Consider the following 23,103-nt stretch of genomic DNA (forward strand, 5'->3'; position numbering starts at 1 on the left):
TTACCATCACTTCAACGATTAATATAGAGACAATTTTACACGGAATAACGAAAGAACTCATGGCTATGAAGAACCATCCGAGACTCAGTGTACCACGCTTATTCACGCCCGTTGCATTAGCAATGGCTTTGGCGGCGTGTTCGTCTTCACCGTCGACGCCCACCTCAGTCGATATTACGCAAGATCCCACCAAGTCAGCGCAAACTTACTTGATGCAAGCAGATAGTAGCCAAGGTTCACTGCAAAATGATTGGTTGATCATGGCTCTTAAAGCCGCCATTAACGAAAACAACAGCGAACAAGCGCAACTGTTGATTATGCGCTTAGCCAAACAGTCGCTCTCTGAAGCGCAACAAGCTGAATGGCAAATGGCTAAGGCGCAGTTGTTGAGTAATGCGGAACAGTTTTCACAAGCGCTCTCTCAGCTTAATTTTCAGGCTTGGTGGAAGCTAAGCCCTGAAACATGGGCTCAATACCATCAAATGCGCGCCGATATTTTTACCGCGCTCAGCCGCCCTTTTGATTCAAGTAGGGAGCTTATTGCATTAAGCACTTACGTTGATGATGCCGAGCAAGAGGTGATTGCCGATCAAATTTGGCTCAATTTCAATCACTATAGCGAACGTGAAATTACCCAATTAAATCCAGAGCCTAACGAAAACGTGCTCGATGGCTGGCTACAACTGGCTGTATATATGAAAACGCTCAATAGTAATATTCCGCAGTTGAAGAATACGCTCGAAAAATGGCTTGCGGAAAACAGCAATCACCCAGCGGCTCGTTATACACCTAAAGCGATACAAGATATTTTAGCGCTGGAAATCATCAAACCCACTAACACCGCGTTGTTACTTCCTCTTTCCGGAAAGTTTGCCACGCAAGCTCAACTGATCCGTGATGGCTTTATCATGGCGATGATGAATGACCGTAACCGTGACCTCAATGCTACCTTGACTGTGATTGATACCAATGCCGAAGACGCCGCGCTCATAGACAAGCAACTGATTGAAAAAAACATTGATTTCATTGTTGGGCCACTCATCAAAGAGAACATCGAGAATCTACATAAGCTTCAACAAGCACGCTTAGCTTCTATCCCTACGCTGGCGTTGAATATTCCAGACCAAATTGAAGATCATCCTAACACTTGCTATCTTGCACTTTCGCCAGAGCAAGAGGTTGAACAAGCCGCTAAGTATCTGTTTAGCCAAGGCTATCAGTACCCTTTAATACTCGCTCCTCAAGGTAATTACGGCCAGCGTGTAGTAGAAGCGTTTAACGCAGAATGGCAAAAATACAGCAAGAATAAAGTATCGGTGAACCTATTTGGTGATAAGCGTCAATTGCAACGCAACATTAACTCAGTATTTGGTCTGCAAGATAGCCAACAAAATATCGCGCAAATGGATGCGTTGATGGGTATTGATTTACAAAGCCTGCCCCGCAGTCGTCGTGATATCGATTCGGTTTATATCGTGGCTAACAGCGCAGAATTGACTTTAATTAAACCCTTTATCGAGGTCGCTATTAACCCTGACACTAAGCCACCCAAACTGTTTTCAAACTCTCGTAGTAACAGTGGTAACACACAGTATGAAGACCTCTCTGGTGTAACTTATAGCGATATTCCATTACTCATTCATCCCAATTCAATGCTGGATAATGAAATGAACCAATTGTGGCCAAAGAACTCCAATAGCGAGCGGCGCTTACAAGCATTAGGTATGGATGCTTATCAGTTAATGATTGAGTTGCCACAAATGAAAGTCGTCGAGGGGTATAGTATCGATGGCAAAACAGGCACATTAAGTATTGATGAGCAATGCGTGGTACAGAGAGAGATCAGTTGGGCAGTGCATGGCGCTCTTTAGTCGCCGCGCAGTTGGTCAACAGTATGAAACTGCAGCCAAACACTATTTATTAGATTGTGGTTTGGCTTTTATTGAACAAAACTTCAATACCAAAGTCGGTGAAATCGACCTCATTATGCGAGATAAAAACACCTTAGTGTTCGTAGAGGTTAAATACAGAAAAAACCAATGTCATGGGCATGCCGCAGAAATGGTTACTACCGCAAAAATGGCAAAGTTGACGAAAACCGCGAATTTATGGCTACTGAAACATGGCCTATCGCCCTATGACACTGATTTTCGTTTCGATGTGATCGCCATCCACCAAGATGTGCACCACATTGAGTGGATTAAAAACGCAATAACTCAAGGATAAACGATGCTCGACAGCATTAAAGACAGTTTTACCGAAAGCATCCAAATTCAAATTGCGGCTGCTGAAGCACTACCCCATGCGATCACGCATGCTGCACAAGCCATGGTGGCAACGCTACTTAACGGTCATAAAATTCTCTGTTGCGGTAATGGTGGCTCTTCGGCCAATGCCCAGTCTTTTTTCTTCTTGCTTACTGAACCGTTTTGAAACTGAACGTCCGAGTTTACCCGCCATTGCATTAACCGCAGACAATACCACGTTAACCGCAGTTGCTAACGACTATCACTACCAAGAAATATTCTCTAAACAGGTACGTGCATTTGGTCAACCTGGTGATGTTTTGTTGGCTATTTCAACCAGTGGTAACAGCAAAAACATCATTAAAGCGATGGAAGCGGCTGTGACTCGTGATATGACGATTATCGCTCTCACAGGCAAAGACGGTGGAGAAATGGCTGGTCTTCTAGGTGAAAATGATGTGGAGATCCGCATCCCCTCGCAGCGGACGGCTCGAATCCATGAAGTTCATATGGTCACCCTACACTGCTTATGTGACTTGATTGATCAAGTCCTTTTCCCTTCTCATGAAGAATAGACAATGAATAGATTAAAACTTTCACTCATTCTACTGTTGAGCTTTGCTGTATCAGGTTGTGCAGGAGTTATCCTTGCTGGCGCGGCAACAACAGCGAGCCTAGTAACAGACCCTCGAACCACTCAAGAAATTTGGAATGATAATAACATCGAATTTGAAGTAGCAGGTATCGCCAATAAAGCCCCCTTTAACGGAAAAACTCGCATTACGGCCAGTTCTTATCAAGGGATTGTCGTGTTGATGGGACAAGCTGAAAACTCCGGATTACTCAATGAGTTTGAAAATAAAGCACGTGAGACAAAAGGGGTCAAAACCATTCATAATCAAGTCAGAATAAAAGCGCCTTTATCAATTGGCGAAATCAGTAACGACAGTTGGATTACGACTAAAGTAAAATCAGCGCTGTTGGCCAATTCTGAACTGAACACAATCAAAATCAAAGTAATCACAGAAAATAGAGAAGTATTTTTACTTGGCTATGTCTCGGCAGAACAGGCTAATCTAGCCAGTGATATTGCTCGAAACATATCAGGCGTAAAACAGGTGATTAAGGCATTTCAATACAGCGAATAACCTCGGTTATCCTTTGTTTTTTTTAGAAAAAAAGCAGCGAATATCGCTGCTTTTTCGATCATGACTGCTTAATGTGTGAAAATGAGTTACTTAATGACTCTTAGGCTTGGTTTTCCCTTCGGCCGGGAGGTTTCTTGTGCTCGAGTCTCTAATAATTCCTCATCTTCTTGAGAAGCAACGCTTAACATCGGCTCTTGTTCAGATTCCTCTGTTATGCCCGCTTCTAGATAAGGGATATAGGCCTCTTCAGGTTCAAACATAGTACCTGCACCGTTTTCACGTGCATAGATAGCTTGCACTGCGTACAAAGGCACTATGACCGAATGAGGACGTCCGCCAAAGCGAGCATTGAACGTAATCGCTTCATTGCCAAGCTCAAGGTTACCTATCGCTCTTGGGGCAAGATTAAGGATAATTTGTCCATCTTGCACAAACTCCATCGGCACTCGTACACCCGTAAGAGTAGCATCCACAACAACATGAGGAGTCAATTCATTTTCTAATAGCCAATCATAAAATGCTCTAAGCATATAAGGTCGGCGAGGAGTCATTTGAGAGATATCCATCAAACTGCCTTAACGAACTAAACGCATCTCACGTTCAGCTTCTGTTAAAGAAGCCAAGAATGAATCACGCTCAAAAACACGATTCATATATACTTTAAGCTCTTTAGAGCCAGGACCAATCAGATCAATACCCAAAACAGGTAAGCGCCATAGTAATGGAGCTAAATAGCAGTCAATGAGGCTAAACTCTTCACTCATGAAATATTCGTATTCCGCGAACACAGGACCAAGAGTAAGCAGATCATTGCGTAATTTATTACGAGCAGCTTCTGACTCTTCCGCATTACCCTTCACGACTTTCTCAGCCAGTGAGTACCAGTTTTTCTCAATACGGTAAATCATCAAACGGCTATTACCACGAGCCACAGGATAAACAGGCATCAGCGGTGGATGAGGGAAACGCTCATCTAGGTATTCCATGATGATCTTTGAGTCATAAAGAGCAAGCTCACGATCAACTAACGTTGGTACTGTCTTATATGGGTTTAGCTCAATAAGGTCAGCTGGCAGATTGGTTTCATCAACTAATTCTACTTCAACACTGACACCTTTTTCCGCTAGAACAATACGTACCTGATGACTATACATATCAGATGCACTCGAAAATAGCGTCATCACAGAACGTTTATTGGCAGCTACAGCCATGGAGCCCTCCAGCACACTTACAGATATAAAAACAATGGAGGCCAAGCCTCCATTGAAGATTCTAAAAATTAGAAATTAACGCCGCATGGTAGCACAATTAATGCACATCACGCCAATATTCTTTCTTCAATAGAACAACCACGGTGGTAAATAGCACAAGGAATGCCATTACCCACCAACCTAAAGTTTGACGTTCAAGCTTGACTGGTTCTGCTGAATATTCAAGGAAGTTAACAATATCACGGACCGCTTGATCATACTCACTTTGGCTCAGCTCACCCGTTCCATCAGACTCGACACCAATAACAGCCTTGACTTCCTCGCCATTGACAAGATGAGTACCATAAACTGGTTGTGGGATCCCTTGTAGCTCTTCAAGCACATGAGGCATACCGACACTTGGGAATACGATGTTGTTTACGCCAAAGGGCCGGCTAGGATCGGCATAAAATGAACGAAGGTAAGTATACAACCAATCTGTTCCTCGAACACGAGCCACAAGCGTTAAATCTGGTGGTGGTGCACCAAACCATTTCGCTGCCGACTTATCTGGAATCGCATTCTCCATCAGTTGACCAATTTTGGCATTCGGATCAAAAATCAAATTCTCTTTCATCAAATCCGAGGGAATATTCAAATCATTCGCTACACGCTCATAACGCTGGTACTGAGTTGAGTGGCAACCAAAACAGTAGTTCATGAATAGCTTTGCACCATGCTGCAGTGATGCTTGATCTGTTAAATCATTATTTGCTTTATCTAAATGTACATTTGCGCCAGCTGCCAAAGCAAGAGATGGCAGCATTGCAAACAAAATTACAATCCACTTTTTCATTTAAATGTCACCCTCTCTGGTAATGGTTTCGTTGCTTCATTTTTGCTGTAGAAGAACAACAAAACAAAGAACATGAAGTAACCAACGCTAAATATACGTGCAAGCATTGTGTAAGTGGCTGTCGCAGGTAACGCACCTAAAACCCCTAACGCAATAAAGCAGATAGTGAACTGAATAATATTGATTAAGTGGAACTTACTACGATAACGGTAAGAACGAACCTTACAACGATCCAGCCATGGCAATAAGAACAACACCACAATCGATGCACCCATCGCAGCCACACCAATTAACTTATCAGGAACAGCACGTAAAATTGCATAGAAAGGCGTGAAATACCAAACAGGTGCGATGTGTGCTGGCGTTTTTAGTGGGTTTGCCGCTTCAAAGTTAGGCGGCTCAAGGAAGTAGCCCCCCATCTCTGGGTTAAAGAACAACACATAACAGAACAGGATTAAGAAACCGGCTACACCAATAAGATCTTTCACTGTCCCGTAAGGATGGAATGGAATCGAATCAATGATGTCGTATTTCTTGGTGTAGTAGTCGTGAAATTTAAACTGCGTTTTATAATCATCGCCCATCGACCCTTTTGGTACTTTGGTTTCGATACCGTCAGGGTTATTAGAGCCGACTTCATGCAGTGCTAATATATGGAGAACAATTAGCAACAATAAAACAATAGGTAAAGCAATCACATGCAGTGCAAAGAAACGGTTCAGAGTGGCACCTGAAATAACGTAGTCACCACGTATCCATAGAGTTAAATCATCGCCGATAACGGGGATTGCACCGAACAAAGAGATAATAACTTGCGCTCCCCAATAGGACATTTGTCCCCATGGTAGCAAGTATCCCATAAAGGCTTCGGCCATCAACACTAAGAAGATCAGCATGCCAAATAGCCATAGCAGCTCACGAGGCTTTTGATAGGAACCGTAAATTAAGCCACGGAACATATGTAGATAAATCACCACAAAGAAAGCTGAAGCGCCAGTGGAGTGCATATAGCGCAGTAACCAACCATACTCAACATCACGCATTATGTATTCAACAGATGCAAAAGCCCCTTCACCTGATGGCACATAGTTCATGGTTAGCCACACGCCAGTGAGCAGTTGGTTAACAAGAACCAACATAGCTAACGATCCAAACAAATACCAAAAGTTAAAGTTTTTTGGCATTGGATATTCAGATAGGTGTTTTTTGTAAGCGTTCATTGCAGGTAAACGCTTTTCTACCCAATCAAGTAAAACTTGCATTATGCAGCCTCCCCGGTCTCATCTAATCCTATGACAATACGAGTATCGCTAAGATACATATATTGAGGGATAACCAAGTTTAGTGGTGCCGGAACACCTTGAAAAACTCGACCCGCCATATCAAATTTCGAACCATGGCAAGGACAGAAAAAACCAGATTTAACCCCTTGAACTTGTTCACTAAAAGAATCAGGCAAATAAGTAGGTGAACAGCCAAGGTGAGTACAAATACCCACAGCAACGAAATATTCAGGTTTAATCGATCGATAAGCATTTTGCGCATAATTAGGCTGCTGCTGCTCATCCGATTGAGGATCTCGAAGTTGGTTTTCGATATCTTTTAGCCCATCGACCACTGATTGAGAACGACGAACAACCCAAACAGGTTTTCCTCGCCACTCAACACGAACCATTTGCCCCTCTTCAAGTTTACCGATTTCAACTTCAACGGGGGCTCCAGCCGCTTTGGCTTTGGCACTTGGGTTCCAAGATTTAATAAAAGGAACGGCGACAGCAGCAGCTCCTAACCCTCCGACAACGGCTGTTGTCGCGGTTAAGAAACGTCTGCGACCGTTATTTAAAGGCGCATTGCTCATCCAAACATTCTCCCATTTGCTCCCTGTGGATTATTATTATTCCGCTTATCAAGAGCATGGCTAACAAAATACGAATCTAGTTGTATTTATTTGATGGCAAATCATAAATAAAACCCTACTTTTTGACAAGATAAAGCTACCTTTTCGTAACATTCGTGAAGTAAATCGCACGTGAGGTCACAAAAGGAAGATTAAAGAGCAACAACCAAATGATGTGATTAAAAAAATGAGTGTTTGCTAACACCAAAAAACAAAAAGCCCGGTATAAATACCGGGCTTTTGAACCACAATCCAGTAACACTGGAAGCGAATCTTTTGAAAAAAGATTAACGCTTAGAGAATTGTGGTTTACGACGTGCTTTACGCAGACCAACTTTCTTACGTTCAACGCAACGAGCGTCGCGAGTAACGTAGCCAGCTGCACGTAGAACAGGACGTAGTGATTCGTCGTATTCCATTAGAGCGCGAGTGATACCGTGACGGATAGCACCAGCTTGACCAGAAATACCACCACCTTTAACAGTGATGTATAGATCTAGTTTCTCAGTTAGTTCAACTAGCTCAAGAGGTTGTTTAACAACCATGCGAGAAGTTGGACGACCAAAGTAAACATCAAGGCTACGCTTGTTGATTACAATGTTGCCGCTGCCTGGTTTAATAAAAACGCGTGCAGCTGAGCTTTTGCGACGGCCAGTGCCGTAGTATTGATTCTCTGCCATTTTCGAAATCCCCAATTAGATGTCTAGTACTTTTGGTTGTTGAGCAGCATGGTTGTGCTCAGCGCCAGCGTAAACTTTCAGCTTACGGTACATAGCACGGCCTAGAGGACCACGTGGTAGCATACCTTTAACCGCTAGCTCAATAACCATCTCTGGCTTACGAATAATCAGCTTGTCGAAAGTGATTGATTTTAAGCCGCCTGGAAATTCAGTGTGACGGTAGTAAGTTTTAGCTGCTGCTTTGTTACCTGTTACAGTAACTTTCTCAGCGTTTACAACGATGATGTAATCACCAGTGTCTACGTGAGGAGTGTATTCAGCTTTATGTTTGCCACGTAGGCGAGATGCAATTTCACTTGCTAGACGACCTAGAGTTTTACCCTCAGCGTCTACGATATACCAGTCGCGTTTTACAGTTTCTGGTTTAGCAACGAAAGTTTTCATGCTAATAATAACCCGTTAAATAAAATTTACACTAAAAGGAGCATTAAAATGCCCCCACTGTCTAAGAGTCCAAAGTTGCCCCTTCGAGCGTTTGGTTTCTCTCGGCCTCTCGTTTCACAGAAACAGGCCTGCAGTAACGGTGGGTCGCAGGATTATAGGGAAGTCAGTAGAAAAAATCACCTCTTTTTGAACAAAATCACGAATTTTTTATTTTGCTTTAAAAGTGTTCGGATTGAGCTAGGCCAGATGTTCCCTTGATAAATACTCATGACTTTGCATTTCAATTAACCGCGACTGACAACGTTTGAATTCAAACTCAAGTTGCCCATGCAGATACAGATCGTCCAACGCCACTTCGGCTGAGATAATTACTTTTACATGTCGTTCATAAAATTCATCAATCAACGCAATAAAACGCCGCGCTGCATCATCGATGGCGCGATCCATTTGCTTCACATCGGCCAGCAGTACTGTGTGGTAAATTTTGGACAACTCAATGTAATCGTTTTGGCTTCTCGCCGTTTGGCATAACTGTTCAAATGTCGCATGTAAAATACCATCACTAGCCTTTACAACAGCGAGGGTGCGATGATTGATTTCAATCTCACTGCGTGCTTCTTTTTTCTCGTCACCAACCAATTGCCGATAGTAATGTTGTAAATTGTGGCTTGCTGCTTCATCCAATGGATAGTGGTAAATTTCCGCTTGCTCTAATGTTCTTAAGCGATAATCAATGCCACTATCGACGTTCAACACATGACAGTGTGATTCAATCAAAACAATTGCAGGGAGAAAGCGTGCTCGCTGCAAGCCATTGCGGTATAAGTCGTGCGGTGGAATGTTCGATGTCGCCACTAAGATAATACCGCGCTTAAACAGTGCTTGAAACAAGGTACCCAAAATCATCGCATCGGTAATATCTGATACAAAAAATTCATCAAAACAGATAATTTCCGTTTCAGACTTAAAAATATCGGCAACCTTTTCTAAAGGCTCTTCAACTCCAGCCAGCGCCTTCAACTCATCATGAACTCGGTACATAAAACGGTGAAAATGCACTCGCATTTTGCGAGTGGTTGGCAGAGCTTCAAAAAACGTATCCATTAGATAGGTTTTTCCTCGCCCGACACCGCCCCAAAAATAGAGCCCTTTAGGTAAGTTAGGCTGTTTAGGTTGGCGGCCAAGCCATTTAGTCCAAACCGCGGAGGGCTTAACTGGTTGGTTAAGATAATCCTGAAACTGATGGTAGAGTAAATCCAGCGCATCGACGGCGCTTTCTTGAGCAGAGTCTCGTTGAAAACCGAGTTTTTTTACATCGTGTTCATATCGCTGTTTTGGTGTCATGACCGCCTACTGCACTAAAGAAAATGGAAACTGCTATTTCGTGTATTTCGCTTTATTGGCTAGAGCAGTCATAGTAACATGTCCAAGCGACGTGTGTAACCAACAGGTAAAAAACATGTTAAATAACAACAATAAGGAGCTGTTATGCCTTGGATATATGCCATTGTAGGCTTGCTAGTAGGGGCTGTGTTGGGAATGGTCATTTCACGATTGACTACGCCTCAATATAAAAACCAAAAGTCTCTACAAAAAGAATTAGATAACGCGAAATTTAGTTTGGAACAACAACGCCAAGAATTGTCGGATCATTTTGCTCAAGCGGCAGAAATACTCGATACACTAGGTAAAGATTATACAAAACTGTATCAACACATGGCCAAAACATCGTCCGAAATTCTGCCGAATATGCCAGAGCAAGATAACCCATTTATCAAAAAAATCGCTCTGCATAATGATACAGAGAAAAGCAACGATGACATTTTGGAACAGCCACCGAAAGATTATGCCAATGGCGCAACAGGGCTTTTTAATACCCCTAAAAAAGAGATCATTCATTCTGCAGACGTGGTTAAGGTGAAAGCCGTTTAATCTGAATTCATGAACTTTATAAAGGTTTTTGAGTCATAAACCTCACGAGAGTGTTGAAGTTTTGTCTTTCGTACAAATATTAAACTTCGAACACAGTTATTCCAAAGGAGCTTATGATGAAAAAACCTTTACTTCTTTTAACCGCTCTATCGTTAAGTTTAAGTTCAATCATCACCCCACTACCCGCAATGGCAGCGCTACCCTTTTCTGTCAGTGGTGAGCCATTGCCGAGCTTAGCACCGATGCTAGAGCAAGTGACACCGGCGGTTGTGAGTATCTCAGTTGAGGGAACTCAAGTTTCCCATCAACGTTTACCCGAGCAGTTTCGATTTTTCTTTGGTCCTGACTTCCCAATCGACCAATCGCAAGAGCGGCCATTTAGAGCATTAGGCTCTGGTGTCATTACTGACGCAGACAAAGGTTATGTTGTGACTAATTATCACGTCATCGATGGCGCTGATAAGATTCGCGTCAAACTATACGACGGCCGAGAATACGATGCGGAGCTCGTCGGTGGCGATAAAATGTCCGATATCGCGCTGATCAAACTCAAAAAAGCAAAAAATTTAACCCAAATTCGTATCGCGGATTCAGACAAACTGCGTGTAGGTGATTTCACGGTCGCGATCGGGAACCCGTTTGGTCTTGGTCAAACGGTGACTTCCGGCATTGTTTCTGCGCTAGGACGAAGTGGACTTAATCTTGAAAACTTTGAGAACTTTATTCAGACCGATGCCGCGATTAACAGTGGCAACTCTGGTGGTGCCTTAGTCAATCTCAATGGTGAATTGATTGGGATTAATACCGCGATTCTTGGGCCGAATGGTGGCAACGTTGGGATCGGTTTTGCAATACCATCAAATATGATGAAAAACTTAACCGAACAGATCTTAGAATTTGGTGAGGTAAAACGTGGCGTGCTCGGCGTTCAAGGGGGTGAAATAACCTCTGAACTGGCTGAAGCGCTAGGCTATGAGTCAAGTAAAGGGGCGTTTGTTAGCCAAGTTATCAAAGATAGCGCCGCCGATAAAGCAGGGATCAAAGCGGGTGATGTCATCACAGCTATTAATGGAAAAAACGTTTCTACCTTCAATGAATTAAGAGCCAAAGTGGCAACATTAGGTGCAGGTAAAAAAATCACAATCGATGTTATCCGCGATGGTAAAAGCAAAACCTTCGACGTAACCTTGAGTGAAAACAACACCACAACCAAAGCAGAGCAACTGCACTCGGGGTTGACTGGTGCGGCACTGACCAATACGACGGATCAAGACCCAATCGCTGGCGTTAAAGTGACTGCTATAGAGAAAGGGTCAGCGGCAGAAGCGTATCAACTACAAAAAGAGGACATCATCATTGGTGTTAACCGCCAACGAGTGAAAAACCTCGCACAATTACGCGAAATTTTGGAGAAAAAGCCGAGCATACTTGCGCTGAATATCCAACGAGGTGATAGAACCATTTACTTGGTTATTCGCTAATTAGTGAGAATCTCTTGTCGAGTGATCAGGGCAGCATTTGAATGCTGCCCTTTTCTTATTCAATCATGTAGTGCTATTCTTCCTCTCTCAAGCTCAGGTGTAAAATAAGCTGAGTATATAGCGGGTTTTGTTTGGGGAAGATATGCTTAACTTTTTACTTCGTTCAGTGGGGCTTGGGCTTCTCGCTGCTGTTGTTATTTTACTAGCGGTTCCCTCGCTACGTTCAAATGTTCTCCCGCAAATCGCGGCCGAAGAGTCTCCCAATGCGCTCTCTTTGCAAATTTCGTTTAACCAAGCCGTTCGCCGCGCCGCACCTGCTGTAGTCAATATTTACAACCAAAAATACACCGAAAGCGATCGCAGTAAACTGTCGATTCAAGGGTTAGGTTCTGGTGTGATTGTGAGCGAGAAAGGGTACATCATTACTAACTATCACGTAGTAGCCCAAGCCGACCAAATCGTAGCGGCCTTACAAGATGGCCGTCTCGCAGCAGCGCAATTAGTAGGCAAAGATCGACGCACGGATATCGCAATTTTGCGAATCGAAGGAACGAACCTTCCCGTTATTCCACAAAATCCCAATTACTCGGTGAAAGTTGGCGATGTGGTACTGGCCATTGGCAATCCATACAACCTTGGACAAACCACTACTTTTGGTATCATTTCTGCCACTGAACGTTCATCAGTCAGTACCGATGGACGTCAAGCTTTCATCCAAACTGATGCGGCCATTAATGAAGGCAATTCAGGTGGAGCTTTGGTCAACACTCAAGGAGAGCTCGTAGGTATTAATACGGCTTCGTTTCAACAAGCAACTGAAATGAAAACCGATGGTATATCATTCGCGATTCCCTACAAATTAGCCAATACCATTATGGAAAAAATCATTGCTGATGGACGCGTGATTCGCGGCTATATCGGTATTGATGGGCAAGATATTACTCCAGTAACATCTCGCCTACTTGGCAGTGAACATATTGGCGGCATAGTTGTGTTGGGCATTGACCCCAATGGCCCTGCGGAAACGGCTGGTTTTAAAGAGCGTGACATTATTCTAAAAATTGGCGGTAAAAAAATTAATGGTCGCAAGAGTGTGATGGAAATTGTCACTGACTTGCGCCCAGGTACCGTTGTCGATGTGCTCATCTTACGTAAAGGTGAAGAGATGACACTTCCCGTGACAATTGTTGAAGACCTACGCGAATAAACTAAGCCACCAAAAACAAAGAAACATAAAAAAGCCCCCAACTCACGAAGGGGGCTTTTATTTATAGACTTTTACTCTTGCTCAAGATCTGAATCACTAAGTTCTGATTCAATCTCAATCGCAGTAACACGTTGTAGCCCTCTCGGCAGTAAGCTACCTCGACGTCCACGCTCACCACGGAAGTTTTCTAGATCGCTGGCTTTTAAACCAAGTTTGCGTTTGCCGGCATAGAGCGTAATAGCCGATCCTTGAGGCAAGGAGATTAAGTGTGACACAAACTCTTCACGCTCTTTGGACTTAGCCGCAGGAATATTGATTATTTTGTTGCCTTTGCCTTTGGTTAGCTGTGGTAAATCTTTGATTGGGAATAGCAACATTCGCCCCTGATTCGTGATCGCTAAAATGTCATCAGACTCCAAATTACCGATGGCCTGCGGCGTCATTACCTCTGAGTTATCAGGCAAATTAACTAAGGCTTTACCACTACGGTTTTTCGACAGCAGTTCACCACCTTTACACACAAAACCATAACCGGCATCCGAGCCCACTAGCCAGAGTTGATCCTCTTCCCCCATCACTACTTGGCGAATAGACGAGCCCTCTGTGATGTTGAGACGACCCGTAATCGGCTCACCTTGGCTGCGCGCCGAAGGTAGCGAGTGAGCTTCAAGCGAATAACTTCGACCATCGCTACCCAAGAATACGACCTGTTGATTGCTCTTACCACAAGCATGAGCCAAATACTGGTCGCCGGATTTGTAGCTCAAACTTTGGCAATCCACATCATGCCCTTTGGCATGACGTACCCAGCCTTTTTCCGAAAGCACAACGGTGATCGCTTCACTTGGCACAAGGTCACGCTCAGTCAACGCTTTAGATTCAGCACGCTCAATCAGTGGTGAACGGCGATCATCACCGTACTTCTCAGCATCCGCTTTGATCTCTTTCTTCAACAATGTGTTCAAGCGACGCTCAGAACCAAGCAACTGCTCTAATTTTTCGCGCTCTTTGGCAAGCTCATCTTGCTCACCACGAATCTTCATCTCTTCAAGTTTGGCTAAGTGGCGAAGTTTGGTATCTAAAATCGCATCGGCTTGAATAGCACTAATACCAAACCGGGCCATCAATACCGCTTTCGGTTCATCTTCAGTACGAATGATTTCAATCACTTCATCAATATTCAGATAAGCAATGAGCAAACCTTCCAAGATGTGCAAACGCGCCATGACTTTATCAAGACGGTACTGTAAGCGGCGGCGAACCGTGGTGCGACGAAACTCAATCCACTCAGAAAGAATGGTCACTAAACCTTTCACTTCAGGACGATTGTTTAAGCCAATCATGTTCAAGTTAACACGGAAGCTTTTCTCTAGATCGGTTGATGCGAACAAGTGGCTCATCAACAAGTCACAATCTACGCGGTTAGAACGCGGCACAATAACAATACGCGTAGGGTTCTCGTGATCCGATTCATCGCGTAAATCTTCAACCATTGGCAATTTCTTCGCGCGCATTTGGTTAGCGATTTGTTCGAGCAATTTAGCGCCTGAGACTTGATGAGGTAATGCTGTGATCACAACATCACTACCCTCTTTATGCCAAACCGCGCGCATTTTGATACTGCCGCGACCTGAGCGATATATTTTCTCAATTTCAATTCTAGGTGAAATGATTTCCGCTTCGGTCGGATAATCCGGCCCTTGCACGTACTGCATCACATCGTGCAGTTGCGCTTCCGGGTTATCGATCAGGTGAATCGTCGCATCGGCAATTTCGCGCACATTATGTGGCGGAATATCGGTCGCCATGCCCACCGCAATTCCCGTGACGCCATTGAGCAAAATATGAGGTAAACGCGCCGGCAGCATTTGTGGTTCTTGCATTGTCCCATCAAAGTTAGGCTGCCAATCAACGTTGCCTTGTCCAAGCTCACCCAGTAAAACTTCAGCGAATTTAGACAGTTTCGCTTCGGTATAACGCATCGCCGCGAAGGATTTTGGATCGTCCGGAGCACCCCAGTTACCTTGACCATCCACCAGTGGATAGCGGTAAGAAAAGGGTTGTGCCATTAATACCATCGCTTCGTAACAGGCCGAATCACCGTGCGGGTGGTATTTACCGAGCACGTCACCAACGGTACGCGCTGATTTTTTGTACTTGGCTGACGCCGAGAGTCCAAGCTCCGACATCGCATAAATAATACGTCGCTGTACCGGTTTTAAACCATCGCCAATATAAGGCAGTGCGCGGTCCATGATGACGTACATCGAATAATTGAGATAGGCGTCTTCAGTGAACTTACGCAGCGGCAGTTTTTCAACACCATCAAAGGTTATTTCAGTTGACATTTATTGCACCTCTGCCATATCGCCATAACGTTGCAACCATGCGCGGCGGTCATCTGCACGCTTTTTACCTAGCAACATGTCCATCATCTCATCCGTTGCTTCAGCATCATCAATGGTCAGTTGCACCAAGCGGCGCGTGTTTGGATCCATCGTTGTTTCACGCAATTGAAGCGGATTCATTTCACCCAAACCTTTAAATCGTTGGACGTTGATTTTGGCTTTTTTCTGGCTAAGTCGCTCTAAAATGCCCTCTTTTTCAGCATCATCGAGTGCATAAAAGACCTCTTTGCCGCAGTCGATCCGATACAAAGGAGGCATCGCAACAAAAATGTGGCCCGCTTTGACTAGTGCTCGGAAATGTTTGGTAAATAAGGCACAGAGCAAGGTGGCAATATGTAAACCATCAGAGTCCGCATCTGCGAGAATACAGATTTTACCGTAACGCAATCCATCTAGATCGTCGTTATCAGGATCAATCCCAAGCGCAACAGAAATATCATGCACTTCTTGTGAAGCCAGCACTTGGTCTGCCGACACTTCCCACGTATTTAAAATTTTCCCACGCAGTGGCATAACCGCCTGAAATTCGCGATCGCGCGCTTGCTTAGCACTGCCGCCTGCTGAATCCCCTTCGACAAAGAAGATTTCCGTGCGGCTCAGGTCTTGCACTGAACAATCGGTCAATTTACCGGGGAGCGCGGGGCCTGATGCGATTTTTTTCCGTACCACTTTTTTGCTGGCTCGCATGCGGCGATGCGCATTGGCTATGCACACTTCGGCAAGTAATTCAGCGAGTTGTGGTTTTTCATTCAGCCATAAACTGAAGGAGTCTTTTATCACACCTGAAACAAAAGCCGCGGTTTGACGTGAAGAAAGGCGCTCTTTGGTTTGCCCTGCAAACTGTGGGTCTTGCATCTTAACCGACAATACATAAGAACAGCGATCAAAGACATCTTCACCAGTTAACTTAACGCCACGCGGCAACAGGTTGCGGAACTCACAGAATTCACGCATCGCATCGAGTAACCCTTGGCGTAAGCCGTTAACGTGCGTACCACCTTGTGCGGTAGGGATTAAGTTAACATAGCTTTCGGTGATCATCTCACCACCTTCAGGTAGCCAGATCACCGCCCAGTTGGCCGCTTCAGTTTCAGCGACAAACTCACCCGTAAATGGCTCTTCGGGCAATAAGGTGTAACCCTTTACGCCTTCTGCGAGATAATCTTTTAGGCCGTCTTCGTAGTACCAACGGTGCTCAAGATTGTTAACCTTATCACTAAAGGTGATCTCGAGCCCCGGGCAAAGTACCGCTTTAGCGCGCAAATTATTGATTAGGCGAGTCACTGAAAAGTTAGGCGAATCAAAGTAGCTGGTATCGGGCCAAAAGTGGACACTTGTCCCTTTATTGCGACGACCACAGGTACCAGTTACCGTCAATTCCTCGACTTTATTACCGTGCTCAAACGCCATTTCATATATTTGCCCATCACGGCGAACGGTCACTTCCACACGCTTGGATAGGGCATTCACTACGGAAATACCTACCCCATGTAAACCACCGGAGAACTGGTAGCTTTTGTTTGAAAACTTACCACCCGCATGCAATTTACAGAAGATAAGCTCAACGCCTGATATTTTCTCTTCAGGGTGAATATCAACAGGCATACCACGCCCATCATCGATCACTTCAAGTGATTGATCGGCGTGGAGAATAACTTGTACCTTGGAGGCATATCCGGCTAGCGCTTCATCGACACTGTTATCGATAACTTCTTGGCCTAAATGGTTAGGTCGCGCGGTGTCCGTATACATCCCAGGTCGGCGACGTACTGGTTCTAAACCATTAAGAACTTCAATGGCCCCAGCATTATATTGTTCAGTCATAATACGGAATGCTTTTATAGATAAATGATTCGTTACTTTTTCGGCAGTTTATCAATGATGTACTTGTGATTAATTAACGACAACAACGCTGATTTTTTCAGCATTACAAACTGCAAAAGTATAGATAGGACATAGTCTGGAAGAGCCTTGCTTATGTCAAGCGAGATAAGTAAGTTACAGGTAAAATTATGACTCCCCCCTCAATGAATTGGTCAGAGATCTAGGAATTCGATGATTTGTCGCGGATATCGCTCAAAGTTCACAAAGCTATGATCGCCGCCAAATTCAACCGTCTGTTTTGCTCCCGTCAATTTAGCGACGGCTTGACGGTAATCTAAGACTTCATCGCCCATTTGCTGCAACAACCAAAATGACGTGACGTCATTAATTTTAACCTCTAATGCTTTGAGCTCTTCAATATGTTTCGCCTCTAGCCGATAGTGCTCTTGCGTGTAGGGGTTGACTTGTTCGCCTAAAAAATTGACCAATAATTCATACGGTTTGATTGCTGGGTTTATCACCACGGCACGAAAACCAAACAAATGGTTTAACCAAATAGACAAATACCCGCCTAATGAACTCCCCACCAGCGCAATACGATATTGATCTTGATGTTGATGAATAAGATCAAGTAGATATTCCGCAGCTTGCGCGGGAAAACTGGGTAACTTAGGCACCATCACTTTGATATCAGGACGCTGCATTTGGCAATACTTCACCATCACTTGTGCTTTGTGCGACAGCGGCGAGCTATTAAAGCCGTGAATATAAAGCAGCATAGGTTGACGAGTAGGCATCTCAGTATCCATTAGCGTTAAAATCCGGTTGGAATGCGCCATTAGCTAAACGTTTGACTTGAGTTTCTATTTGACCATCAGCAGATAGCGTCAATTCACGCCATCCTGGGGAAGTGCGATCCAAAGCAAAATCATCTGAATTGGGCTTAAATTGTACACAGGTCGAGGGAGTGGCCATCACTCGGACACCGTGATGGAGTTTATCCATATTTTGATGAACATGACCACACAGGACGGCTTTCACATTGCGATGTTGCGTGACGATATTCCAAAAAGCATCGCTGTCTTTGAGGCTATGTTGATCGAGCCAGGCGCTCCCCACCAATAGAGGATGATGATGCAGCACAATCAAGGTGTGTCGCTGATGGTGCGTCGATAATTTTTCGTCAAGTAAAGCCAATTGTTGATCACTCAGCCGTCCGTGCGGTACGCCCACCACTTGAGAATCGAGCATCACCATCTGCCAGTGTTCACCGAGTAATACATGCTCCGACTGTTGAATCTGCTCTGACGGGAATACGGCGCCCATATTAGGTTTAAAGTCGTGATTACCGGGAAGCCAAAAACAAGTTTTTTCTAATGAGGAAATACCACGAGAGAAACGAAGATAAGACTCAGCACTATGATCTTGCGAGATGTCGCCCGTAGCCAGAATTGCATCAAATTCAACATGTTGTGCGCAAATCTCCGCCACAACAGCATGAAAGCTATCTACCGTATTAACACTCAACAGGCTGCCATCATCCGGCGCAAACAGATGCGTATCGGTAATTTGTAGCAGCTTGATGCTGTCTGAATTGTCTAGAGTTGGCGACACGTTCAAAATTTATTAATCCAAATTGAATGACTAATTTTCATCTATGACGAAGACTAAATTGGAGCTCGACTAATCCCGTGCTTTAAACAGAAAGTAAGCCAATCGCCTAAAAAGCGATTGATTTGCGCTTTCTCATCTTTTTGCATCATTTGTTCATTCGGGTAATCATAGCGAGCTTTGATCTGATTTATCCGCGCACTTGCACACACTTCGGAAACACGTGCATCGTGGTAAAGCCTGACAGACATCGACGGTAATGGAAATACTGAAACGTCATCACTCTGACAAATCTCCACTAAAGTTGTGTACTTTGTGACCTCTAGCACTTGTAATTGATAGGTCATTTGAGCGGCCTGATAACAGCGTAAGTCACCTACGCTCGGCTGACTTGGTAACAAAGCGTTCAATTTCGCGTAGTTAGTTTCGTACACACGCATTAGTTCCGATAAATCAACGTGATACGGTTTTTTCAATGCTAATTCTGCCATTGCAATTGTAACTGTTGATAGTTTAGCTCTAACCATTGTAAAGCGATAATTGAGGCACCATTCTCAATTTGGCCATTTTTCACTAAGCGGTAAGCCTCTTCACGGCTCATGACATGAACTTTGATGTCTTCACCTTCATAGTCAAGCCCATGTACGCCTTTAGCTTGCGTTGCATCGATTTCACCAACAAAGACGTCGAGTAATTCAGAGCATCCCCCAGATGATGGATAATAAGAGCTAATTTTTTCGGTTCGGTTCACTTCAATTCCCGCCTCTTCCATCGCCTCTCGACGTATAACCTGCTCGGACGTTTCATTAGTGTCGATGACTCCAGCAACAATCTCCAGTTGCCAAGGATGGGCGTGCTCTAGTGCTCCAACTCGAATTTGCTCTATAATCACGACTTCATCACGCGCAGGATCATAAGGAAGCATAGCCGCAGCATGACCTCTTTCAAACATTTCTCTTTCAATCACCTCACTCCATCCACCTTCAAACAACTTGTGTTTAAAGCGGTATTTCACCATGCGGAAAAAACCTTGGAACAGTGTTTCTTTTGAAATGACGTCCACATCTTGGGGCGTAAAAATGTTGTACTGTTTGTCAGACTGCTGCATTTGAAACCTCGCTCAGTGAATCTCATAGTTTAATCATGGAATTCATCCATCACCAAGGATATTGCTCAACTTTTTATATAAATTTTATATTTATTTTTAAACGAGCATCGAATTTTATTGCACATGTGGACAGCTATGTGTAAAAAAGTGCAAAGTTTCGAGTGAATTACCACCAATTTAAGTTAAACTCCTTAAAAGTAACCTTCTTACATATTAAGGCAGGGAATAGGACCAATGAAAAAACTGCTTCCACTATTCATCAGCGCAGCATTAGGCAGCCTGAGTTCTTCAGTATGGGCGGATACTCTTACTGAAATCTATAATCAAGCCAAAGAAAATGATCCTCAGTTACTGAGCTCTGCAGCTCAACGTGATGCTGCATTTGAAGCGGTCACATCTAGCCGTGGCGATCTGTTACCGCAGATCAACCTGACTGCTGGTTACAATATCAACCGCAGCGATATTGATACACGCGAAAGTGATAAGCTCACAGCAGGCATCAGTTTCTCTCAGCAGCTTTATCAACGTTCAAGTTGGGTTTCTTTAGACACGGCAGAAAAGAATGCACGCAAAGCGGATTCTGCCTATGCGGCCACCCAGCAAGGTCTAATTTTACGCGTTGCACAAGCCTATTTTGAAGTGCTTCGCGCCAAAGATAACTTGGCATTTGTCCGTGCAGAAAAAGCGGCAGTGGCTCGTCAATTAGAGCAAACGAAACAACGTTTTGAAGTCGGTCTTTCTGCAATTACTGACGTGCATGATGCACAAGCGCAATACGATGGCGTGCTTGCTGATGAAGTTTTGGCAAAAAATAGCCTCACTAATAGTTATGAAACCTTGCGTGAAATTACCGGCCAAGAACATTCTGATTTAAGTGTGTTGGATACTAATCGTTTTTCAGCCAGCAAAACAACGCAGCCGATTGATGCTCTGCTTGAAGAAGCCCAACAGAAAAACCTCTCTTTGCTGACCGCTCGTATTGCTCAAGATGTCGCGAAAGATAATATTTCATTAGCAAGTTCAGGGCACTTACCCTCACTGACTCTTGATGGCGGCTACAAGTACGGCGATGAAAGTAATAATAATAGCGGCTCTAAAGGGGATTATAACGATTTTAATGTCGGTATTAACCTTGCGGTGCCATTGTACACTGGTGGAAAAACCACTTCGCAAACCAAACAAGCTGAATTTGCGTACGTTGCTGCAAGCCAAGATTTAGAAAAAACGTATCGCAGCGTTGTGAAAGATGTACGCGCATTTAACAACAACATCAATGCCTCTATTGGCGCTTTACGTGCTTATGAGCAGTCAGTTATTTCAGCGAAATCAGCACTGGAAGCGACCGAAGCAGGGTTTGATGTAGGTACGCGAACTATTGTTGATGTGCTTGATTCAACGCGCCGTCTCTACGATGCGAATAAAAATCTCTCTAACGCACGTTATGACTATGTGCTGAGCGTACTGCAATTGCGTCAAGCAGTAGGCACCTTGAGTGAGCAAGATATTTTAGATATCAACGCTGGCTTAAAAGCAGACAGCTAAAAAAGTAAAAGCCGCTGACAATTCAGCGGCTTTTTTGTCGTGATTGGCTCATTTTATACAAAATGCCAAAGGATACGGCGCGATGTTAGCCTCTACCGCCTTTAATCGCTTCAATAATTTCTGTGGTTGAGCAACCATCTTCAAAGTTCAACACTTTGACTTCTCCACCCGCAGCAATCACTTCTTCACCACCGGCGATATCTTCAGGTTTATAGTCACCACCTTTCACCAGTAAGTTAGGTAGTACAGCCGCTATCAAACGCTGTGGCGTATCTTCAGAAAAAGGAACCACCCAATCGACAGCGCCCAATGCAGCCAGTACCGCCATGCGGCGATCCGTTGTATTGACTGGGCGACCTGGGCCTTTCAAACGCTTAACCGACTCATCCGTGTTAACGGCAACAATCAGGCGATCGCCCAATTTGGCTGCGTGGTTAAGATAAGAAACATGTCCTGCATGCAAAATATCAAAGCAACCATTGGTCATCACCACCTTTTCGCCCTGAGCTTGAGCTACTTTTACCGCATCAATTAAGGCTTGTTCACTGATGACACCATAATCAGTATCTTTGCTACCGTGAACCGCTTCCGCTAGTTCAATGGTTGAAACGGTTGACGTGCCCAGTTTACCAACCACAACACCCGCCGCCGCATTGGCCAATGCGCACGCTTCATCAAGTGGTTTACCTGCCGCAACTGATGCTGCAAGCACTGAAATCACCGTATCTCCAGCGCCCGTTACGTCATACACTTCTTTGGCTAATGTTGGTAAATGGAATGGCTTCTGATTGCGTTGTAACAGTGTCATACCATGTTCGCTGCGAGTCACCAACAGTGCGCCAAGATCAAACTGTTCAATCAAGGCAAAGCCTTTTTCTACTAGCTCTTGCTCTGTTTTTACTTTGCCTACGACCTGTTCAAATTCAGACATGTTAGGTGTGAGCAATGTTGCGCCACGATAACGTTCGAAATCGGCTCCTTTAGGATCGATAAAAACGGGAACGTTGGCTGCACGTGCTTTTTGGATTAATTGCTGCACATGCTCTAATGCGCCTTTGGCGTAATCGGACAAGATCACCGCTTTTACTTTCGGTAACGCCAGCTCCATGCGAGATAAAATCAGTTCTGGATCGGTGTTCTCAAACTTATCTTCGAAATCCAAACGGATCAGCTGCTGGCCTCGGCTTAGCACGCGTAATTTTGTAATGGTTGGATAATTTGGCAGAGCAACAAAATCACAACTCACTTTCAACGCTGTTAACGTTTCAGTCAGAACCTTCGCTGGCTCATCCACGCCAGTTAAACCAACAATGTGCGCATGACCGCCCAGCGAAGCAATGTTCATTGCAACGTTTGCCGCGCCGCCTGGACGTTCTTCGCTATTCTCTACTTTTACTACAGGAACGGGGGCTTCTGGTGAGATGCGACCGGTTGGGCCATACCAGTAGCGATCAAGCATCACATCGCCAATAATCAATACACCTGCATCATTGTAGTCAGGTAGGATTGGTTTCATTGTGGATCTCCAA

General features: G+C 44.3%; 22 protein-coding genes and 1 pseudogene. 8 read left to right on the plus strand and 15 right to left on the minus strand.

Annotated elements, in window-relative coordinates; all coding sequences use genetic code 11:
* Positions 1 to 65 precede the first annotated feature (65 nt).
* The 4 genes and pseudogenes from AACQ21_RS13220 (at position 66) to AACQ21_RS13235 (ending at position 3,394) form a co-directional block, all read left to right on the plus strand.
* Complete coding sequence (locus AACQ21_RS13220) at positions 66 to 1,871, plus strand: penicillin-binding protein activator (RefSeq protein ID WP_105976906.1); 1,806 nt, start codon at positions 66 to 68, stop codon at positions 1,869 to 1,871.
* Complete coding sequence (locus tag AACQ21_RS13225) at positions 1,858 to 2,226, plus strand: YraN family protein (RefSeq protein WP_105976907.1); 369 nt, start codon at positions 1,858 to 1,860, stop codon at positions 2,224 to 2,226. The genes AACQ21_RS13220 and AACQ21_RS13225 overlap by 14 nt, the downstream gene beginning before the upstream one ends.
* 3 nt (positions 2,227 to 2,229) lie before the next feature.
* Positions 2,230 to 2,821, plus strand: a pseudogene (locus tag AACQ21_RS13230) (phosphoheptose isomerase).
* A 3-nt stretch (positions 2,822 to 2,824) separates the two neighbouring features.
* A complete protein-coding gene (locus AACQ21_RS13235; protein WP_017042658.1) occupies positions 2,825 to 3,394 on the plus strand; it encodes a BON domain-containing protein in 570 nt (189 codons plus the stop codon).
* A gap of 86 nt (positions 3,395 to 3,480) precedes the next feature.
* Here the strand turns inward: AACQ21_RS13235 and sspB are convergent, their stop codons facing one another.
* The 8 genes from sspB to zapE all read right to left on the minus strand — a co-directional run bounded on the left by sspB (position 3,481) and on the right by zapE (position 9,805).
* The gene (sspB, locus tag AACQ21_RS13240) at positions 3,481 to 3,960 is read right to left on the minus strand and encodes a ClpXP protease specificity-enhancing factor (RefSeq protein ID WP_026027949.1); all 480 of its coding nucleotides are present in this window, start codon (positions 3,958 to 3,960) and stop codon (positions 3,481 to 3,483) included.
* Positions 3,961 to 3,969: 9 nt separating this feature from the next.
* Entirely contained in the window at positions 3,970 to 4,605 is a 636-nt protein-coding gene (sspA, locus tag AACQ21_RS13245) for a stringent starvation protein SspA (protein WP_105976908.1), read from the minus strand.
* 97 nt (positions 4,606 to 4,702) lie between these two features.
* Positions 4,703 to 5,440 (minus strand): cytochrome c1, encoded by a 738-nt coding sequence (locus tag AACQ21_RS13250; protein WP_105976909.1) that lies wholly within the window; start codon positions 5,438 to 5,440, stop codon positions 4,703 to 4,705.
* Entirely contained in the window at positions 5,437 to 6,702 is a 1,266-nt protein-coding gene (locus AACQ21_RS13255; protein WP_017046505.1) for a cytochrome b, read from the minus strand. Before AACQ21_RS13255 ends, AACQ21_RS13250 begins: the two co-directional genes overlap by 4 nt.
* Positions 6,702 to 7,298 carry a ubiquinol-cytochrome c reductase iron-sulfur subunit gene (gene petA, locus AACQ21_RS13260; protein WP_010318038.1) on the minus strand — a complete coding sequence of 199 codons (597 nt, stop codon included), beginning with the start codon at positions 7,296 to 7,298 and terminating at the stop codon, positions 6,702 to 6,704. The genes AACQ21_RS13255 and petA overlap by 1 nt, the downstream gene beginning before the upstream one ends.
* A 326-nt stretch (positions 7,299 to 7,624) precedes the next feature.
* Positions 7,625 to 8,017: a 30S ribosomal protein S9 gene (gene rpsI, locus AACQ21_RS13265; protein ID WP_010318040.1), complete on the minus strand. Its 393-nt coding sequence runs from the start codon at positions 8,015 to 8,017 to the stop codon at positions 7,625 to 7,627.
* A 15-nt stretch (positions 8,018 to 8,032) separates the two neighbouring features.
* Entirely contained in the window at positions 8,033 to 8,461 is a 429-nt protein-coding gene (gene rplM, locus AACQ21_RS13270) for a 50S ribosomal protein L13 (RefSeq protein ID WP_013856066.1), read from the minus strand.
* A 237-nt stretch (positions 8,462 to 8,698) separates the two neighbouring features.
* Positions 8,699 to 9,805 carry a cell division protein ZapE gene (zapE, locus tag AACQ21_RS13275; RefSeq protein ID WP_105976910.1) on the minus strand — a complete coding sequence of 369 codons (1,107 nt, stop codon included), beginning with the start codon at positions 9,803 to 9,805 and terminating at the stop codon, positions 8,699 to 8,701.
* A gap of 144 nt (positions 9,806 to 9,949) precedes the next feature.
* Here zapE and zapG point away from each other — a divergent pair, with 144 nt between their 5' ends.
* From zapG to degS, 3 genes are all read left to right on the plus strand, one after another.
* Positions 9,950 to 10,393, plus strand: coding sequence for a Z-ring associated protein ZapG (zapG, locus tag AACQ21_RS13280; RefSeq protein ID WP_017046504.1), 444 nt, complete (start codon positions 9,950 to 9,952; stop codon positions 10,391 to 10,393).
* 116 nt (positions 10,394 to 10,509) lie between these two features.
* Positions 10,510 to 11,874 carry a Do family serine endopeptidase gene (locus tag AACQ21_RS13285; protein ID WP_094149138.1) on the plus strand — a complete coding sequence of 455 codons (1,365 nt, stop codon included), beginning with the start codon at positions 10,510 to 10,512 and terminating at the stop codon, positions 11,872 to 11,874.
* A 142-nt stretch (positions 11,875 to 12,016) separates the two neighbouring features.
* Positions 12,017 to 13,081: an outer membrane-stress sensor serine endopeptidase DegS gene (gene degS, locus AACQ21_RS13290; protein ID WP_026027274.1), complete on the plus strand. Its 1,065-nt coding sequence runs from the start codon at positions 12,017 to 12,019 to the stop codon at positions 13,079 to 13,081.
* A gap of 71 nt (positions 13,082 to 13,152) precedes the next feature.
* Here the strand turns inward: degS and parC are convergent, their stop codons facing one another.
* The 6 genes from parC to nudF all read right to left on the minus strand — a co-directional run bounded on the left by parC (position 13,153) and on the right by nudF (position 20,032).
* Positions 13,153 to 15,429 (minus strand): DNA topoisomerase IV subunit A, encoded by a 2,277-nt coding sequence (gene parC, locus AACQ21_RS13295; protein WP_105976911.1) that lies wholly within the window; start codon positions 15,427 to 15,429, stop codon positions 13,153 to 13,155.
* Positions 15,430 to 17,313, minus strand: a complete 1,884-nt coding sequence (gene parE, locus AACQ21_RS13300; protein WP_017042666.1) for a DNA topoisomerase IV subunit B — start codon at positions 17,311 to 17,313, stop codon at positions 15,430 to 15,432.
* 212 nt (positions 17,314 to 17,525) lie between these two features.
* Positions 17,526 to 18,122, minus strand: a complete 597-nt coding sequence (gene yqiA, locus AACQ21_RS13305; RefSeq protein WP_017042667.1) for an esterase YqiA — start codon at positions 18,120 to 18,122, stop codon at positions 17,526 to 17,528.
* Entirely contained in the window at positions 18,112 to 18,933 is an 822-nt protein-coding gene (cpdA, locus tag AACQ21_RS13310; protein ID WP_013856058.1) for a 3',5'-cyclic-AMP phosphodiesterase, read from the minus strand. Before cpdA ends, yqiA begins: the two co-directional genes overlap by 11 nt.
* A gap of 47 nt (positions 18,934 to 18,980) precedes the next feature.
* Complete coding sequence (locus AACQ21_RS13315) at positions 18,981 to 19,415, minus strand: DUF1249 family protein (protein WP_017042669.1); 435 nt, start codon at positions 19,413 to 19,415, stop codon at positions 18,981 to 18,983.
* The gene (gene nudF / locus AACQ21_RS13320) at positions 19,403 to 20,032 is read right to left on the minus strand and encodes an ADP-ribose diphosphatase (protein WP_105976912.1); all 630 of its coding nucleotides are present in this window, start codon (positions 20,030 to 20,032) and stop codon (positions 19,403 to 19,405) included. The genes AACQ21_RS13315 and nudF overlap by 13 nt, the downstream gene beginning before the upstream one ends.
* 234 nt (positions 20,033 to 20,266) lie before the next feature.
* Here nudF and tolC point away from each other — a divergent pair, with 234 nt between their 5' ends.
* A complete protein-coding gene (gene tolC / locus AACQ21_RS13325) occupies positions 20,267 to 21,574 on the plus strand; it encodes an outer membrane channel protein TolC (protein ID WP_105976913.1) in 1,308 nt (435 codons plus the stop codon).
* 85 nt (positions 21,575 to 21,659) lie between these two features.
* On the opposite strand, the gene hldE is transcribed toward tolC, so the two are convergent.
* Entirely contained in the window at positions 21,660 to 23,090 is a 1,431-nt protein-coding gene (gene hldE / locus AACQ21_RS13330; protein WP_013856054.1) for a bifunctional D-glycero-beta-D-manno-heptose-7-phosphate kinase/D-glycero-beta-D-manno-heptose 1-phosphate adenylyltransferase HldE, read from the minus strand.
* Positions 23,091 to 23,103 lie beyond the last annotated feature (13 nt).

Origin of the sequence: Vibrio sp. V01_P9A10T6 (assembly GCF_963877065.1) — a bacterium.
GTDB lineage: Bacteria > Pseudomonadota > Gammaproteobacteria > Enterobacterales > Vibrionaceae > Vibrio > Vibrio anguillarum.

What these genes read in the sequence shown, in the direction of transcription:
- AACQ21_RS13220 (WP_105976906.1), top strand. Translation starts at nt 66, where the DNA reads ATGAAGAACCATCCGAGACTCAGTGTACCACGCTTATTCACGCCCGTT.
- AACQ21_RS13225 (WP_105976907.1), top strand. Translation starts at nt 1,858, where the DNA reads ATGGCGCTCTTTAGTCGCCGCGCAGTTGGTCAACAGTATGAAACTGCA.
- AACQ21_RS13235 (WP_017042658.1), top strand. Translation starts at nt 2,825, where the DNA reads ATGAATAGATTAAAACTTTCACTCATTCTACTGTTGAGCTTTGCTGTA.
- sspB (WP_026027949.1), bottom strand. Translation starts at nt 3,960, where the DNA reads ATGGATATCTCTCAAATGACTCCTCGCCGACCTTATATGCTTAGAGCA.
- sspA (WP_105976908.1), bottom strand. Translation starts at nt 4,605, where the DNA reads ATGGCTGTAGCTGCCAATAAACGTTCTGTGATGACGCTATTTTCGAGT.
- AACQ21_RS13250 (WP_105976909.1), bottom strand. Translation starts at nt 5,440, where the DNA reads ATGAAAAAGTGGATTGTAATTTTGTTTGCAATGCTGCCATCTCTTGCT.
- AACQ21_RS13255 (WP_017046505.1), bottom strand. Translation starts at nt 6,702, where the DNA reads ATGCAAGTTTTACTTGATTGGGTAGAAAAGCGTTTACCTGCAATGAAC.
- petA (WP_010318038.1), bottom strand. Translation starts at nt 7,298, where the DNA reads ATGAGCAATGCGCCTTTAAATAACGGTCGCAGACGTTTCTTAACCGCG.
- rpsI (WP_010318040.1), bottom strand. Translation starts at nt 8,017, where the DNA reads ATGGCAGAGAATCAATACTACGGCACTGGCCGTCGCAAAAGCTCAGCT.
- rplM (WP_013856066.1), bottom strand. Translation starts at nt 8,461, where the DNA reads ATGAAAACTTTCGTTGCTAAACCAGAAACTGTAAAACGCGACTGGTAT.
- zapE (WP_105976910.1), bottom strand. Translation starts at nt 9,805, where the DNA reads ATGACACCAAAACAGCGATATGAACACGATGTAAAAAAACTCGGTTTT.
- zapG (WP_017046504.1), top strand. Translation starts at nt 9,950, where the DNA reads ATGCCTTGGATATATGCCATTGTAGGCTTGCTAGTAGGGGCTGTGTTG.
- AACQ21_RS13285 (WP_094149138.1), top strand. Translation starts at nt 10,510, where the DNA reads ATGAAAAAACCTTTACTTCTTTTAACCGCTCTATCGTTAAGTTTAAGT.
- degS (WP_026027274.1), top strand. Translation starts at nt 12,017, where the DNA reads ATGCTTAACTTTTTACTTCGTTCAGTGGGGCTTGGGCTTCTCGCTGCT.
- parC (WP_105976911.1), bottom strand. Translation starts at nt 15,429, where the DNA reads ATGTCAACTGAAATAACCTTTGATGGTGTTGAAAAACTGCCGCTGCGT.
- parE (WP_017042666.1), bottom strand. Translation starts at nt 17,313, where the DNA reads ATGACTGAACAATATAATGCTGGGGCCATTGAAGTTCTTAATGGTTTA.
- yqiA (WP_017042667.1), bottom strand. Translation starts at nt 18,122, where the DNA reads ATGGATACTGAGATGCCTACTCGTCAACCTATGCTGCTTTATATTCAC.
- AACQ21_RS13315 (WP_017042669.1), bottom strand. Translation starts at nt 19,415, where the DNA reads ATGGCAGAATTAGCATTGAAAAAACCGTATCACGTTGATTTATCGGAA.
- nudF (WP_105976912.1), bottom strand. Translation starts at nt 20,032, where the DNA reads ATGCAGCAGTCTGACAAACAGTACAACATTTTTACGCCCCAAGATGTG.
- tolC (WP_105976913.1), top strand. Translation starts at nt 20,267, where the DNA reads ATGAAAAAACTGCTTCCACTATTCATCAGCGCAGCATTAGGCAGCCTG.
- hldE (WP_013856054.1), bottom strand. Translation starts at nt 23,090, where the DNA reads ATGAAACCAATCCTACCTGACTACAATGATGCAGGTGTATTGATTATT.